18 protein-coding genes and 1 pseudogene are annotated in these 13,203 nt (G+C 59.6%); 5 read left to right on the top strand and 14 right to left on the bottom strand.

From position 1 onward, the window contains the following. Nucleotides 1–42 precede the first annotated feature (42 nt). From UIA24_RS01970 to ffh, 8 genes are all read right to left on the bottom strand, one after another. Entirely contained in the window at nucleotides 43–774 is a 732-nt protein-coding gene (locus UIA24_RS01970; protein WP_065759959.1) for a thioredoxin fold domain-containing protein, read from the bottom strand. 136 nt (nucleotides 775–910) lie between these two features. Then, entirely contained in the window at nucleotides 911–1,807 is an 897-nt protein-coding gene (gene xerD / locus UIA24_RS01965) for a site-specific tyrosine recombinase XerD (RefSeq protein ID WP_065759960.1), read from the bottom strand. 119 nt (nucleotides 1,808–1,926) lie between these two features. Beyond that, nucleotides 1,927–2,334 carry an acyl-CoA thioesterase gene (locus UIA24_RS01960; RefSeq protein WP_065759975.1) on the bottom strand — a complete coding sequence of 136 codons (408 nt, stop codon included), beginning with the start codon at nucleotides 2,332–2,334 and terminating at the stop codon, nucleotides 1,927–1,929. A gap of 94 nt (nucleotides 2,335–2,428) precedes the next feature. Continuing rightward, entirely contained in the window at nucleotides 2,429–2,779 is a 351-nt protein-coding gene (gene rplS / locus UIA24_RS01955) for a 50S ribosomal protein L19 (RefSeq protein ID WP_065759961.1), read from the bottom strand. Nucleotides 2,780–2,821: 42 nt separating this feature from the next. Next, nucleotides 2,822–3,574, bottom strand: a complete 753-nt coding sequence (trmD, locus tag UIA24_RS01950) for a tRNA (guanosine(37)-N1)-methyltransferase TrmD (RefSeq protein ID WP_065759962.1) — start codon at nucleotides 3,572–3,574, stop codon at nucleotides 2,822–2,824. A gap of 3 nt (nucleotides 3,575–3,577) precedes the next feature. Further along, nucleotides 3,578–4,114, bottom strand: coding sequence for a ribosome maturation factor RimM (gene rimM / locus UIA24_RS01945; protein ID WP_099773676.1), 537 nt, complete (start codon nucleotides 4,112–4,114; stop codon nucleotides 3,578–3,580). Nucleotides 4,115–4,119: 5 nt separating this feature from the next. Next, on the bottom strand, nucleotides 4,120–4,371 hold the full coding sequence (rpsP, locus tag UIA24_RS01940; RefSeq protein WP_065759964.1) for a 30S ribosomal protein S16: 252 nt from the start codon (nucleotides 4,369–4,371) through the stop codon (nucleotides 4,120–4,122). 245 nt (nucleotides 4,372–4,616) lie between these two features. Next, the gene (gene ffh, locus UIA24_RS01935) at nucleotides 4,617–5,993 is read right to left on the bottom strand and encodes a signal recognition particle protein (protein ID WP_065759965.1); all 1,377 of its coding nucleotides are present in this window, start codon (nucleotides 5,991–5,993) and stop codon (nucleotides 4,617–4,619) included. A gap of 196 nt (nucleotides 5,994–6,189) precedes the next feature. On the opposite strand from ffh, the gene UIA24_RS01930 reads away from it, so the two are divergent. The 3 genes and pseudogenes from UIA24_RS01930 to UIA24_RS01920 form a co-directional block, all read left to right on the top strand. Beyond that, nucleotides 6,190–7,002, top strand: a complete 813-nt coding sequence (locus UIA24_RS01930; protein ID WP_065759966.1) for a cytochrome C assembly family protein — start codon at nucleotides 6,190–6,192, stop codon at nucleotides 7,000–7,002. 13 nt (nucleotides 7,003–7,015) lie between these two features. After that, complete coding sequence (locus tag UIA24_RS01925; protein WP_330522056.1) at nucleotides 7,016–8,236, top strand: transporter associated domain-containing protein; 1,221 nt, start codon at nucleotides 7,016–7,018, stop codon at nucleotides 8,234–8,236. 33 nt (nucleotides 8,237–8,269) lie between these two features. Next, nucleotides 8,270–8,350, top strand: a pseudogene (locus tag UIA24_RS01920) (hypothetical protein); the annotation flags it as partial. Between the two features lie 48 nt (nucleotides 8,351–8,398). Here the strand turns inward: UIA24_RS01920 and purT are convergent. From purT to UIA24_RS01895, 5 genes are all read right to left on the bottom strand, one after another. Further along, nucleotides 8,399–9,580 carry a formate-dependent phosphoribosylglycinamide formyltransferase gene (gene purT, locus UIA24_RS01915; protein ID WP_065759968.1) on the bottom strand — a complete coding sequence of 394 codons (1,182 nt, stop codon included), beginning with the start codon at nucleotides 9,578–9,580 and terminating at the stop codon, nucleotides 8,399–8,401. Between the two features lie 95 nt (nucleotides 9,581–9,675). Further along, nucleotides 9,676–10,143: a VUT family protein gene (locus UIA24_RS01910; protein ID WP_065759969.1), complete on the bottom strand. Its 468-nt coding sequence runs from the start codon at nucleotides 10,141–10,143 to the stop codon at nucleotides 9,676–9,678. 52 nt (nucleotides 10,144–10,195) lie between these two features. Then, nucleotides 10,196–10,408: a DUF1289 domain-containing protein gene (locus UIA24_RS01905; protein ID WP_102052822.1), complete on the bottom strand. Its 213-nt coding sequence runs from the start codon at nucleotides 10,406–10,408 to the stop codon at nucleotides 10,196–10,198. Further along, nucleotides 10,408–10,932 carry a gamma carbonic anhydrase family protein gene (locus tag UIA24_RS01900; protein WP_065759971.1) on the bottom strand — a complete coding sequence of 175 codons (525 nt, stop codon included), beginning with the start codon at nucleotides 10,930–10,932 and terminating at the stop codon, nucleotides 10,408–10,410. The genes UIA24_RS01905 and UIA24_RS01900 overlap by 1 nt, the downstream gene beginning before the upstream one ends. Nucleotides 10,933–10,972: 40 nt before the next feature. Beyond that, nucleotides 10,973–11,572: a CoA pyrophosphatase gene (locus UIA24_RS01895; RefSeq protein ID WP_102052823.1), complete on the bottom strand. Its 600-nt coding sequence runs from the start codon at nucleotides 11,570–11,572 to the stop codon at nucleotides 10,973–10,975. Between the two features lie 134 nt (nucleotides 11,573–11,706). On the opposite strand from UIA24_RS01895, the gene UIA24_RS01890 reads away from it, so the two are divergent. Both UIA24_RS01890 and UIA24_RS01885 read left to right on the top strand, forming a co-directional pair. Further along, nucleotides 11,707–12,261, top strand: a complete 555-nt coding sequence (locus UIA24_RS01890) for an NUDIX hydrolase (protein ID WP_330522055.1) — start codon at nucleotides 11,707–11,709, stop codon at nucleotides 12,259–12,261. Nucleotides 12,262–12,290: 29 nt separating this feature from the next. After that, on the top strand, nucleotides 12,291–12,812 hold the full coding sequence (locus UIA24_RS01885; protein WP_330522054.1) for a L,D-transpeptidase family protein: 522 nt from the start codon (nucleotides 12,291–12,293) through the stop codon (nucleotides 12,810–12,812). Nucleotides 12,813–12,888: 76 nt separating this feature from the next. Here UIA24_RS01885 and UIA24_RS01880 read toward each other — a convergent pair whose 3' ends face one another. After that, a complete protein-coding gene (locus UIA24_RS01880; RefSeq protein ID WP_099773673.1) occupies nucleotides 12,889–13,200 on the bottom strand; it encodes a Nif3-like dinuclear metal center hexameric protein in 312 nt (103 codons plus the stop codon). Nucleotides 13,201–13,203: the final 3 nt, after the last annotated feature.

Here is a 13,203-nt window from a genome sequence, read left to right as displayed (position 1 = left end):
CGTGAAAACAGCCACGACCTCAGGTCGCGGCTCGCGATTGAATTACTTGTCGGCCAACGCCAGCTTGGCTACTTGCGCAGCTGGTTGGTAACCTGGAATCACCTGACCGTTCTCCAGCACGATGGCTGGTGTACCGTTGACGCCGATCGACTGACCCAGCTGGAACTGCTTGCTGACCGGGTTGGCACACTTGGCCGCCTTGATTTCCTTGCCGTCGATCATCTTGTCCAGTGCGCCCTTGCGGTCGCTGGAACACCAGACCGCCTGCAACTGCTCATCGCCCGGTGAGCCAAGGCCCTGACGCGGGAAAGCAACATAACGCACTTCAATACCGCGCTTGTTCAACTCAGGCACTTCGGCGTGCAGCTTGTGGCAGTACGGGCAGGTGGTGTCGGTAAAAACGGTAATGTGCGACTTGGCTTGGCCAACCGCAGGATAAACCACCATTTCCCCGGCTGGAATGCCGTTGATGGTCTTGGCGATTGCCTGACGCTCGGCTTTCTCGGTCAGGTTGACCGGCTTGCCATCCTGGATCTGAAACAGGTAGCCCTGCATGACAAACTGGCCATCGGCACTGGCATAGAGCACACGGCCGCCCTTGAGCTTGACCTCATACAGGCCATTGAGCGGGCTGGCCGCAACGCTCTCCACTGGCACATCCAGCTCAAGCGACTGCAGGGTCTTGCGAATGGTCTGCTCGGCCTCATCGGCAGCCGCGGCAAAGGTACTGACCAACGCCAGTGCGGCGGCGGCAAAAATCTGGGTCACGCGCATGGGAACTCCTGAAGGCGGACAAGGGCTCTGGACAGCCAGACCGTGCTGGAAACACGCGGGACCATCGCCTGAAAAGCTAAACCGTCCAAGCCTACCACAGAAGCCGCGCCACTCCGACTGTGTACGACATATGCCCTCACCCCCGCGGGTGATGCTGTGCATGCAGTTCCTGCAAGCGCGCCCTGGCCACGTGGGTATAGATTTGCGTGGTCGACAGGTCGCTGTGCCCCAACAGCATCTGCACTACGCGCAGGTCTGCGCCGTGATTGAGCAAATGGGTGGCAAACGCATGGCGCAAGGTATGCGGTGACAATGCCTTGTCGATCCCGGCGACCAGCGCCTGGTGCTTGATCCGATGCCAGAACGTCTGGCGGGTCATCTGCTCACCGCGCTGACTCGGAAACAGCACATCGCTAGGACGCTCACCCAGCAGCTCATTGCGGCCATTACGCAAAAACCGCTCAACCCACACCACCGCCTCCTCCCCCATCGGCACCAGGCGCTCCTTGCTGCCCTTGCCCATCACCCGCAATACCCCCTGGCGCAGGTTGACCTGGTCAAGGGTCAGGCTGACCAGCTCGGTCACCCGCAAACCACAGGCATACAGCACTTCAAGCATGGCACGGTCACGCTGGCCAATAGGCTGGCTGAGGTCGGGGGCCTTCAGCAGGGCTTCGACATCAGCTTCCGATAGCGACTTGGGCAACGGCCTGCCCAACTGTGGCATCTCCACCAACAATGTAGGGTCGGTAGCAATCAGCTTCTCCCGCAACAGGTAACGGTAGAAGCCACGCAAGCCCGATAGAAACCGCGCTGTCGAACGCGGCTTGTAAGCCTGATCGAGGCGCCAGGCCAAATGATCGAGAATCAACTCTCGGCCAGCATCAGGCAACGCAATGCCTTTTTCCTGAAGCCAGCCGTTAAACAAGGCCAGGTCGCTTCGATAGGACTCACGGGTATTGTCGGCCAAGCCCTTTTCCAACCACAGGGCATCGAGGAACTGGTCAATCAGCGGGTGTTCTAGAGCGGGCATGTGAACTCGATGGCAGGCAAACGAAACAACGTAATGCCTTTAGTCTTCCATAACACTGCCAGCCTGGGAAACCCGAATGAACAAACGCTGCGCGCGTCAGCCTGCCCCCCAGGCTTCAGCTAGAAACCTGGCAGTACTGGAACCGGGCGTTTCTCCTCGTCTATCGCAACAAAGCTGAACAGGCCATGGATAGCCTTTTCACGCCCATCGCAGGTCATGCTCTCGACAAAGACTTCAACTTCAACCTTGAGGCTGGTGTTACCCACCTTGACCACACGCCCCACCAACTCAACAATCGAACCCGCCGCGATCGGGTGCTTGAAATCGATACGGTCAGTGGAGACGGTAACCAGCGGCAACCGGCAAAAACGCGTGGCCGCGATGAACGACACTTCATCCATCCAGGCCAGCGCGGTGCCACCGAACAAGGTGTTGTGGTGGTTGGTGGTCGACGGGAATACCGCCTTGGTTACACGGGTCACCGACAATTCGGTACGACGCTCGATTTCCTGCTCTCTACTACTCATCAACATCACATCTTGGAAAAATTTCGGGCAACAAAAAAGCAGCCCGAAGGCTGCTTTTTTCGCATGGCGGCCGCAGCCGCCGGTCAAACTGGACTTAAGCCAGTTTTTCCTTGATGCGAGCGGCTTTACCGGACAGGTCGCGCAGGTAGTACAGCTTGGCTTTACGCACGTCACCACGACGTTTCACGGCCAGGCTGTCGATTTGCGGGCTGTAGGTCTGGAAAGTACGCTCAACGCCAACACCGTTGGAGATCTTGCGAACAGTGAAAGCACTGTTCAGACCACGGTTACGCTTGGCGATAACAACGCCTTCGAAAGCCTGCAGACGAGCGCGATCACCTTCCTTCACTTTCACCTGAACGACGATGGTGTCGCCCGGGGCAAAGGTCGGGATCTCTTTGGTCATCTGCTCAGCTTCGATCTGCTGAATGATTTTGTTGGTCATGCTGTGCTCCTAAGGTAAATCGTCGGATCTACCATCGATACGTTAACTATCGTCCCGCCCGCGGAGATACTCCTCGAGCAGCTTCTTCTCTTCTCCAGAAAGTGAGCGACTTTCCAGAAGATCGGCGCGTCGTTCATAGGTCCGCCCAAGGGACTGCTGTAAACGCCATCGCCGGATGTGTGCATGGTTGCCACTTAGCAACACGTCGGGAACACGCTGATCCGCATACACCTCCGGACGGGTGTAATGCGGGCAATCAAGCAGACCATCGGTGAAGGAGTCTTCCTCCGCCGAGTCCGCATGCCCTAAAGCTCCGGGCAGCAGCCGCGTAACCGCATCGATCAGTACCATCGCCGGCAGCTCGCCGCCAGACAGGACATAGTCACCAATCGACCACTCTTCATCGACATGAGCTTCAATAAAACGCTCGTCAATGCCTTCATAACGACCGGCAATCAGAATCAACGATTCAGACTTGGCCAGGTCTTTAACCGCCGACTGAGTCAGCCTGCGGCCTTGTGGCGACAGGTAAATAACCTTCGCCGCCCCCCCGGTTGCCTGCCTGGCATTCACCAAGGCATCTTCCAGAGGCTTGATCTTCATTACCATCCCCGGACCACCGCCAAACGGCCGATCATCCACCGTATGGTGACGATCTGTGGTGTAGTCCCGCGGGTTCCAGCAAGTCAGTTGCAACAACCCCTGTTTCACCGCGCGGCTGGTAATGCCGTACTCACTGATGGCCGAGAACATCTCGGGGAACAACGTGATGACTTCTACGCGCAGGCTCGCCATTGCTTAGAAATCCGCGTCCCAATCCACCCTCATTTCACCTGCACCCAGGTCGATAGCCAGCACGCATTGCTCTGTATAGGGCAACAACCGCTCGCGATCATCCAGGCTGCCAGCACAGGGCTTGACCACCATTACATCGTTCGCGCCGGTCTCCAACAGGTGATCGATCTTCCCGAACAGTTGCCCGAGTTGGTCGATAACTTTCAGACCCACCAGCTGGTACCAGTAGTACTCGCCGTTGGTCAGGTTGGGCAAAAGGCTACGTGAGATGCAAATCTCATAACCGCTCAGAAGACGCGCCTCATCACGATCATCGAGCCCCTTGAGCTTCGCGACCAGGTCCTTTTGAGTGGAACGGCCACTGACCAGCTCTACCTGTTTTACCGAACCGTCACGACGAAGCGTCCAGTTACGGTACGACAACAGGTTTTCAATCGGATCGGTAAAGGAATAAACCTTCACCTCGCCGCGAACGCCGTGAACCGAAAAAATCTTGCCAACAACGATCAGGTCATCAGCACTTTCTGGCGTCGCGTTCATACTGCTCAGGCAGCAGCCTTAGCAGCGTCCTTCAGCAGCTGAGCAACACGCTCAGACGGCTGTGCACCTTGGCTCAGCCAGTAGGTGGCGCGCTCTTGGTTCACGGACAGACGAACTTCACCACCGGCAGCAACCGGGTTGAAGAAGCCAATACGCTCAACGAAACGACCGTCGCGCGCATTGCGGCTGTTGGTCACTGTGAGGTGGTAGAACGGGCGCTTTTTGGAGCCGCCACGGGCAAGACGGATGGTTACCATGTGAACATCATTCCTGTAGTCGGTGCTGCAAATCTGTAATGCACAGCGGGCACGGGTGCCCGAAAGGCCGCATATTCTCAAGGAATATACGGACTTTTGCAAATGCCTTTTTCCGGCGACCCCAGGGGCGCCTTGCAGATTTGCCAGTTGTGCCGCTGCTGACAGCGGCGTTTGTATCCGCCAATGGCGGAACCCAGTGCATCAGTACAGGCCTAACAGGCCCGACCGACGCCTTGAATTTGAGGTTACAGCTTCGGCATGCCGCCGCCTGGCATCATGCCGCCCAGGCCACGCATCATTTTCGCCATACCGCCTTTGGCGGAGAACTTCTTCATCATTTTCTGCATTTGCTTGTGCTGCTTGATCAAGCGACCGATGTCCTGCACCTGGGTACCGGAACCGATGGCGATGCGGCGCTTGCGCGAACCGCTGATCATCTCGGGGTCACGGCGCTCGGCCGGAGTCATCGAGTTGATGATCGCTTCCATCTGCTTGAACTGCTTCTCGGCCGCGCCCTGGGCACTGCCCATCTGCGCCAGGTTGACCCCACCGATGCTTGGCAGCTTGTCCATCAGGCCGCCGAGGCCGCCCATGTTCTTCATTTGCTGGAGCTGGTCACGGAAGTCTTCGAGGTCGAAGCCCTTGCCCTTCTTCAGCTTCTTGGCCAGCTTGTCGGCCTTTTCCTTGTCGAGGGTCTGCTCGGCCTGCTCGATCAGGCTGAGCACGTCACCCATACCCAGGATTCGCGAGGCGATACGGTCCGGGTGGAAGGGCTCGAGGGCTTCGGTCTTCTCGCCCATACCGATGAATTTGATCGGCTTGCCGGTAATCGCACGCACCGACAGTGCAGCACCACCACGGGCATCGCCGTCAACCTTGGTCAGCACCACACCGGTCAGGGGCAGCGCATCACCGAAGGCCTTGGCCGTGTTCGCCGCATCCTGACCGGTCATGGCATCAACCACGAACAGGGTCTCGATCGGCTTGACCGCGGCGTGCAGCTGCTTGATCTCGGCCATCATCTCGGCGTCGACGTGCAGGCGACCGGCGGTATCGACGATCACCACGTCGATGAACTTCAGCTTGGCTTCGCGAATTGCCGCTTCAGCGATAGCTACCGGCTTCTGGCTGATATCCGACGGAAAGAACGTCACGCCGATATCGTTGGCCAGGGTTTCCAGCTGCTTGATTGCCGCAGGACGGTAGACGTCGGCAGACACCACCATCACGGTCTTTTTCTTGCGCTCTTTAAGGAAGCGCGCCAGCTTGCCGGCGGTGGTGGTTTTACCCGCACCCTGCAAGCCGGCCATCAGAACTACGGCGGGCGGAGCGGCATTGAGCGCCAGGTCTTCGTTGGCCGCCCCCATCAGGCCTTCAAGCTCGGCCTGGACGATCTTCACGAACGCCTGGCCTGGTGTCAGGCTGCGCGACACTTCAGTGCCGACCGCACGTTCCTTGACCTTGTTGACGAAATCCTTGACCACCGGCAGGGCGACGTCGGCCTCGAGCAACGCCATGCGCACTTCACGCAGGGTGTCTTTGATGTTGTCTTCGGTCAGTTTGGCTTTGCCGGTGACATGGCGCAGCGTCTGTGACAGACGGTCGGTCAAGTTTTCAAACATGGGGATCCTTTCAGGCTCTGTTGAACCGAGGTTTATCAGCTGCCTCTGGCGCGCTCGGCCAGCCTAGGGCGAAGGCAGGCCGACGATTATAACGAAGACTGAGCACTAAGCACACCAGGCCGTCGGCTTGCAGTCTTCCTTGGTGCACGCGTTCTATGCCAAACTCAGTTTCTTTCGGGCTTGCCTAACAGGACTTATGCTCCCCTTGTCACCCAGTCTGCTACCCAATTTGATCGCCGCCTGCCTCTACGCCGCCGCGACCCTCTATCACGGTACACGCCTCGCACAGGGCACCAAGGCCAACAAACGCCTGCTCAGCCTGCTAGGCTGCTTTGCCGTTGCCGCACAAGGCACCGCACTGTACTGCCAACTGCTGACGCCACTGGGCTTGAGCCTGGATTTTTTCAGCGCCGCCAGCCTGATCGCGACGGCGGTGATCACCTTGACGCTGGTCGCCTGCCTGCGCATCCCGGTGGAAAACCTGCTGGTATTGCTGTTCCCACTCGGGCTGGTCACCGCCTTGAGTGCGCAGTTCGCGCCTGCCGGCACGCCGCCGCTAATCAATGAAGAACCTGGCATCCTCGCGCATATCCTGCTGTCGATCCTGGCCTATGGCATGTTCACCATCGCCGTATTCCAGGCGCTGCTATTACTGCTGCAGGACCACCAGCTCAAGCACAAGCACCCTTCCGGCCTGATCAAGAACTTCCCACCCCTCCAAACCATGGAAAGCCTGCTGTTTGGCTTTCTCTGGGCCGGCTGGGGGCTGCTGTCGCTCTCGCTGATCTCCGGTTGGCTGTTCGTCGAGAACCTCTTTGCCCAACACCTGGTGCATAAAACGCTACTGGCCTGCCTTGCCTGGATCGTGTTCAGCGTGCTGCTCTGGGGACGCAACCGCCTCGGCTGGCGCGGGCACAAGGCGATCCGCTGGACCCTAGCCGGTTTCTGCCTGCTGATGCTGGCCTATTTCGGCAGCAAGCTGGTACGCGAATTCATCCTGCATATCTGACAGGCCGCCACTCATGGACAACCTGCCACTAGGCCCACTGCTCGGCGCACTGGCGCTGGCACTGATATGGTCGGCACTCTTCGCCACAGTGGACGCGGCCCGACAGCAGATGCTGCAGCGGCGCAACGGTCAGCAAGGCGAGCGACCCCTGCTCGAATTGCCCTTGTCCGCCCTGATCCTCTGCGCAAGCCTCGGCAAACTGCTGGTGTTTGCCCTGGCCGTGCTGCTTGGCCTGCGCTGCATGGGCGATACCGGCTTCTGGGCAGGCGCAGGCGCCGCAGCCGCAGCCCTGCTGGTGTTCGCCGAGTACATGCCTCGCCGGCTGGCGCGACGCTGCCCAGAGGCAATCGTTGGCCTCGGCAACAGCCTGCTCAAGTACCCACTGCACGCCATTCAACCACTGGCCTGCGTGTTAGATGGTATTGCCCGCCTGCTGATACGCCCCTTTGCCCTGAAGGCCAGTACGGTCAGCCAGCACGAAAACAGCGAGCAGGATGCGCACAGCGAGCAGGACGCCGCACTGGACCACAGCCACCACAAAGCCCCGCTGCTCCATAGCCTGCAGACCCTGGACAAGGTGACGGTCAACGACATCCTGGTGCCGCGCAACGACGTGGACGGCATTAACCTGGATGATTCGATCGAAACCATCATCGAACAGCTGATCATCAGCCGCCACACGCGCCTGCCGGTGTTCCACAGCGACATCAACCAGGTCGAAGCGGTACTCAACACCCGGCAGATCAGCCACCTGCTACCCAAGGGCGAACTGACCAAGGAAATCTTGCTGGCAACCTGCTACGAACCGTACTTCGTCCCCGAAAGCACGCCCCTGCAGTTGCAGTTGCTGAATTTCCACAAACAGCAACGCCGCCTCGGCGTGGTGGTCGACGAATATGGTGAAGTGCTGGGCATCGTCACCCTGGAAGACATCCTCGAAGAGATCGTCGGCGAGTTTGAGGATGAGCACAGCCTGGACAACCCGCATATCCATCCGCAGGCCGACGGCCGTTTTGTCATCGAAGGCGCTGCTTCGTTGCGCGAACTGAACCGCTGCCTCGGCTGGCATCTGCCCAGCGATGGGCCCAAAACGCTCAACGGGCTGGTTACCGAGGCCCTGGAAAGTATCCCCGAAAGCGCTGTATGCCTGAAAATAGGCCGATATCGCATGGAAATCCTCGAAACCGAGGACAATTGCGCCAGTCGCGTGCTGGTCTGGACGGTAACCCGCTAGCGGTACTCGATGCACGCTTACCCATAGCGCACTGAGCTGATCCCGCCCCCTGTGCGCTACACCGGCGCTTCGGTAGCCTATAACCTGGGTGGCATCGTCGGCGCATCGGTAGCAAGCCTGCCTCCAGCAGGAATCAGGCTTGCCTCCGAGGGTGCTTAAACCTTACAACTCAACCTTGACCGCTTGCGAAGCGCGGGTCGCCTTGGCCCGGGCGGCCTCGATCGACTCGTCACGCGCCAGGCACACACCCATCCGGCGCTGACCATTCACTTCCGGTTTGCCAAACAGACGCAGCGCGGTATCCGGCTCGCTCAGCGCGGCCCCCAGATTGGCAAATGCGGTCTGCTGCGACTGCCCCTCAACCAGAATGACCGCCGACGCCGACGGGCCAAACTGACGAATCAACGGGATTGGCAGGCCAAGAATGGCACGCGCATGCAGGGCGAACTGCGACAGGTCCTGGGAAATCAGGGTAACCAGACCAGTGTCATGCGGGCGCGGCGATACTTCGCTGAACCACACTTGATCGCCTTTGACGAAGAGCTCGACACCGAACAGGCCACGCCCGCCCAGGGCCTCAGTGACGGCCTTGGCCACGCGCTCGGACTCAGCCAGTGCCACCGGGCTCATGGCCTGCGGCTGCCAGGACTCTTGATAATCGCCCTTTTCCTGACGATGGCCGACAGGTGCGCAGAACGTCGTACCGCCAATGTGTCGCACGGTCAGCAAGGTGATTTCGTAGTCGAAGTCAATGAAGCCCTCGATGATCACCCGCCCCTTGCCGGCACGACCGCCCTCTTGGGCATAGTCCCAGGCCTTCTGCAGGTCATCGGCGCTCTTGAGCAGGCTTTGCCCCTTGCCCGAGGAGCTCATCACCGGCTTGACCACACACGGGAAGCCTAGGTCTTCAACAGCCTTGCGATAGTCTTCGAAGGTGTCGGCAAAATGATACGGCGAGGTTGGCAGGTCGAGCTCTTCAGCGGCCAGACGACGGATGCCTTCACGGTTCATGGTCAATTGCGCAGCACGGGCTGTCGGCACAACGGTAAAGCCTTCAGCTTCCAGCTCGACCAGGGTCGCGGTGGCAATGGCTTCAATTTCCGGAACGATGTAGTGCGGCTTCTCGGCTTCGATCACAGCTCGCAGGGCAACACCATCGAGCATGTTGATCACATGACTACGGTGCGCCACCTGCATGGCCGGCGCATCGGCGTAACGGTCCACGGCAATCACTTCAACACCCAGGCGTTGCAGCTCGATTACCACTTCCTTGCCCAGCTCGCCGCAGCCACACAGCAGTACGCGGGTCGCGGTCGGCGACAATGGGGTTCCGATACGGGTCATCTCAGGTCCTCAAAAGGAAGGAGTCCAGGGCCGCCCCGCGCTCGGTGCAACCCGGTAATAGGGGGCACATTTTACATGAACCGGGCATCTAAGCCTCAGCTGGCGTAGGCGTTTTTCCGCGCGCGCCAGGCCATCGCCAGCCAGACCACCGTCACACCGGCAAATTTGGAGCCCAGTGCAGTACCGACTACCGCAGGCGTCAGCGCGCCGATCATGCCGAAGAAGATAAAGGTGTCCAGCGGAATGCTCAGCGCCGAGCTGAGCCAGAGGCGGTCATGCAAGGGCCGCTTGGTGATACTGAAGACCAGCCAGTCGATGCACTCGGAGACCGCAAAGGCCGTGGCGCTGGCTAGGGCGATGGCCGGTTCGGAGGTCAGGTAGGACAGTACCAGGGCTGCCAGCATGGCGATCAGAGCGCCATGCCCAAAGCGGGTTTGCACCATATCGCGCAGGATAAACACCAGCCCACCCCAGGCAGACCAGATGATGTCCAGGTGCGGGGCGCTGGAAAAGGCGTAGTTGATCAGCACGACACTGCTGATGTAAGCGATCAGAAAGAACATAGGGGTAACCGAAGGGCAAGCCGCACAGAATACTTGACCGCCCCGGTAAGGCTCAAGCCGATGGCTGGGCCGTCGGCAGTATCAAACCCGCAGCCAGCGCGCGCTCGTGGCACAACAGCAGCACCTTACGCCGCTCACTGTTGTCCATGCGCCCCCAGCGCGTGATTTCACTGGCGGTACGCTGACAACCGGTACAGATATCCTGCTCGTCCAGTGCGCACACGTTGACACAAGGTGACGCCACCGGGCGCTCCGGGCTGACCATCATGCCTCCTGCTCAGCCAGATCACGGGCATAACGCTGTGCGTTGTGAACGTAGTGGGCCGCGCTGGCTTCAAGCATTTTCATCTGTGCTTCTGTCAGTTCGCGCACGACCTTGCCCGGCGAGCCCATGACCAAGGAGCCATCGGGGATCTCCTTGCCTTCGGGAATCAGTGCATTGGCGCCGATAATACAGTGCTTGCCGATACGCACGCCGTTGAGGATTACGGCGTTGATGCCGATCAGGCTGTAGTCACCCACCGTGCAGCCATGGAGCATGGCATTGTGACCAATCGTCACGCCCTTGCCGATGGTCAGCGGCGAACCCATGTCGGTGTGCATCACCGTACCGTCCTGAACGTTGCTGTTCTCGCCAATGTCGATCAGCTCGTTGTCACCACGCAGTACCGCACCGAACCAGACACTGGCGCCCGCCTGCAGGCGCACCTTGCCAATCAGGGTGGCGGTGGGCGCAGCCCAGCTCTGCGGATGAGCTTCGACCCGCAGGTCGCCCAGACGGTATTTCATGCGTGGTTCCTCACGATTGGATCATGGCGGGTGAGCCCGCTCAGATTGGAATGAAACGCTCTGGCGGCTTGTGCAAACTGATGCCGGCATCGTAAACCAGATTGACCAGCTCGACGATCATGATCGCCGACAACCCCCAGATCTTGTATTCGCCGAATCGGTAGCTGGGCACATACCAACTGCGCCCCTGATAGTCGATGCGGTGCGTATGGTCGCGCGGGTCTTGACGAAAGAACGCCAGCGGCACAGTAAACACCGCGGCAATCTCGGCATCGTTGGCGCGGTACTCGACATAGTCAGGAATCACCCCGACAAAGGGCGTGACGCGCAAGCCGTGCAGGGAAATCAATGGGCTTAACGGGCCGATGACCTCCACCAGGCCCGGCGGCAGGCCAATCTCCTCCTCGGCCTCGCGCAAGGCGGTGAAGATCAGGTCGGGGTCTTCCGGGTCGCGTCGACCACCCGGGAAGGCTACTTCACCACCATGGGTGGAAAGCCCCTTGGCGCGCAAGGTGAGCACCAGCTCAGGCTCGTCGCTGCGCGTGATGGGCAATAACACGGCGGCCTCGGGAAAACGTCGATCCGTCTCCAGGGTACTCGGTGTATGACTACTCACTCGGCGAAGTAACTCGTCCAGCATGGTCTCTCTCAACTCAAGGACTCTCCTCATCATGCACCAAATGCACCGCCCTGCCCAACCCCCTGCGGCAAACCCGCTTGCAGGCCTGCCGACGCTGGCGCGAAGATAGGCCTAACCATCAGGATAATCCGATCATGAATTTCTGCAGCGCCTGCGGCAAACCGGTCATTCAGTGCATCCCCGAAGGCGACAGCCGCCTGCGCTATGTGTGCGAGCATTGCCAGACCGTTCATTACCAGAACCCGAACATCGTCGCCGGCGTTCTGCCAATCTGGGGCAGCCAGATACTGCTGTGCCGCCGCGCCATCGAACCCCGACGCGGCTACTGGACCCTGCCGGCTGGTTTCATGGAGAACGGTGAGACCATCGAACAGGCCGCTCGCCGCGAGACCATCGAAGAGGCCTGCGCGCGACTTGGCCCAATGAGTCTGTACCAACTGTTCGACCTGCCGCACATCAACCAGGTACACGTGTTCTTCCGCGCCGAACTGAGCGATCTGGATTTCGCCATTGGCGAGGAAAGCCTGGAAGTACGGCTGTTTGAAAAAAGCGAAATACCTTGGGATGAGCTGGCTTTCCGCACCATCAGTCGTACCCTAGAATGCTATTATCGTGACCTCGTCGAGCAGCGCTTCCCGGTCGGTAACGAATGCCTACCCCCCCTGTTCGGCCCGACATTCACGACTTAGATCTGGCTACTTATCAGGGATATTGTTTCATGCGATGGTTGCTTGCCCTCTTCTGCCTCACAGTGGCCTCGGTATCTCAGGCGGCCTTCACCGAAACCATCGTGACCAAGCCGGTCCCACAGCAACGCACCGTCGAGAAAGTGCTGGTCATCAAATCAGCCCGTCAACTGCAACTGATCAGCGCCGGCGAACCATTCAAGAGCTACCGCATCTCCCTGGGCAAGCAGCCCAACGGCCCGAAACAGCGCGAAGGTGACAAACGCACCCCGGAAGGCCTGTACTGGCTTGACTGGCGCAAGGTTAGCGATCGCTACAACCTGGCCATGCATGTCTCCTACCCGAACGTCAGCGATGCCGCCCGAGCGCGCCGCGAAGGTGTCGAGCCTGGCGGCATGATCATGATCCACGGTACCCCGCTCAATGACGAGTACCCGGAGTGGTACTTCCATACCCTGGACTGGACCGAAGGCTGTATCGCCATGAAGAACGCCGACATGCGCGAAGTCTGGAGCCTGGTCAAAGACGGCACCCTGATCGAGATCCGCCCCTGAGGCAGCAAGAACAGTAAACTGAACCCATAAAAAAACGCCGCGATCGGTACCGATCGCGGCGTTTTTATTGAACCCCTCAAAAGTTGGCGAGCTGCCAGACTTCATAGGCCGGGGTTTCATACGGATGGCTCTGCTTCAGAGCGGTGACGACCGACTCAATCAACGCGTCGGCCACCACCAACTCTACGCGCCACTCTTCCACCTGCTCAACCACACCCGCCTGCCCAATGAACGGCTGGCTGCCGTCCAGTGGGCGAAACTGGCCTTGGCCAAGTACCTGCCAGGCGCAGCAATCATAGTCACCGATTCGGCCGCCACCGGCGGCGAATACGGCAGCCTTGACCACCTCTAGATGGCTAGGCGGTACGAAGAAGGCGAGCTTGTACATCCG

Origin of the sequence: Pseudomonas sp. AL 58 (assembly GCF_036348395.1) — a bacterium.
GTDB lineage: Bacteria > Pseudomonadota > Gammaproteobacteria > Pseudomonadales > Pseudomonadaceae > Aquipseudomonas > Aquipseudomonas defluvii.
The sequence above is the reverse complement of the archived record's forward strand: the minus strand, read 5'-3'. Positions and strand labels throughout refer to the sequence as shown.

Bases quoted from the DNA above. Each gene is read 5' to 3' on its own strand.
- UIA24_RS01970 (WP_065759959.1), bottom strand. From the start codon at position 774: ATGCGCGTGACCCAGATTTTTGCCGCCGCCGCACTGGCGTTGGTCAGT.
- UIA24_RS01910 (WP_065759969.1), bottom strand. From the start codon at position 10,143: ATGTTCTTTCTGATCGCTTACATCAGCAGTGTCGTGCTGATCAACTAC.
- UIA24_RS01905 (WP_102052822.1), bottom strand. From the start codon at position 10,408: ATGGTCAGCCCGGAGCGCCCGGTGGCGTCACCTTGTGTCAACGTGTGC.
- trmD (WP_065759962.1), bottom strand. From the start codon at position 3,574: ATGGCGAGCCTGCGCGTAGAAGTCATCACGTTGTTCCCCGAGATGTTC.
- rpsP (WP_065759964.1), bottom strand. From the start codon at position 4,371: ATGGTAACCATCCGTCTTGCCCGTGGCGGCTCCAAAAAGCGCCCGTTC.
- UIA24_RS01925 (WP_330522056.1), top strand. From the start codon at position 7,016: ATGGACAACCTGCCACTAGGCCCACTGCTCGGCGCACTGGCGCTGGCA.
- UIA24_RS01885 (WP_330522054.1), top strand. From the start codon at position 12,291: ATGCGATGGTTGCTTGCCCTCTTCTGCCTCACAGTGGCCTCGGTATCT.
- UIA24_RS01880 (WP_099773673.1), bottom strand. From the start codon at position 13,200: ATGTACAAGCTCGCCTTCTTCGTACCGCCTAGCCATCTAGAGGTGGTC.
- rimM (WP_099773676.1), bottom strand. From the start codon at position 4,114: ATGAACGCGACGCCAGAAAGTGCTGATGACCTGATCGTTGTTGGCAAG.
- xerD (WP_065759960.1), bottom strand. From the start codon at position 1,807: ATGCCCGCTCTAGAACACCCGCTGATTGACCAGTTCCTCGATGCCCTG.
- rplS (WP_065759961.1), bottom strand. From the start codon at position 2,779: ATGACCAACAAAATCATTCAGCAGATCGAAGCTGAGCAGATGACCAAA.
- purT (WP_065759968.1), bottom strand. From the start codon at position 9,580: ATGACCCGTATCGGAACCCCATTGTCGCCGACCGCGACCCGCGTACTG.
- UIA24_RS01930 (WP_065759966.1), top strand. From the start codon at position 6,190: ATGCTCCCCTTGTCACCCAGTCTGCTACCCAATTTGATCGCCGCCTGC.
- UIA24_RS01960 (WP_065759975.1), bottom strand. From the start codon at position 2,334: ATGAGTAGTAGAGAGCAGGAAATCGAGCGTCGTACCGAATTGTCGGTG.
- UIA24_RS01895 (WP_102052823.1), bottom strand. From the start codon at position 11,572: ATGCTGGACGAGTTACTTCGCCGAGTGAGTAGTCATACACCGAGTACC.
- ffh (WP_065759965.1), bottom strand. From the start codon at position 5,993: ATGTTTGAAAACTTGACCGACCGTCTGTCACAGACGCTGCGCCATGTC.
- UIA24_RS01890 (WP_330522055.1), top strand. From the start codon at position 11,707: ATGAATTTCTGCAGCGCCTGCGGCAAACCGGTCATTCAGTGCATCCCC.
- UIA24_RS01900 (WP_065759971.1), bottom strand. From the start codon at position 10,932: ATGAAATACCGTCTGGGCGACCTGCGGGTCGAAGCTCATCCGCAGAGC.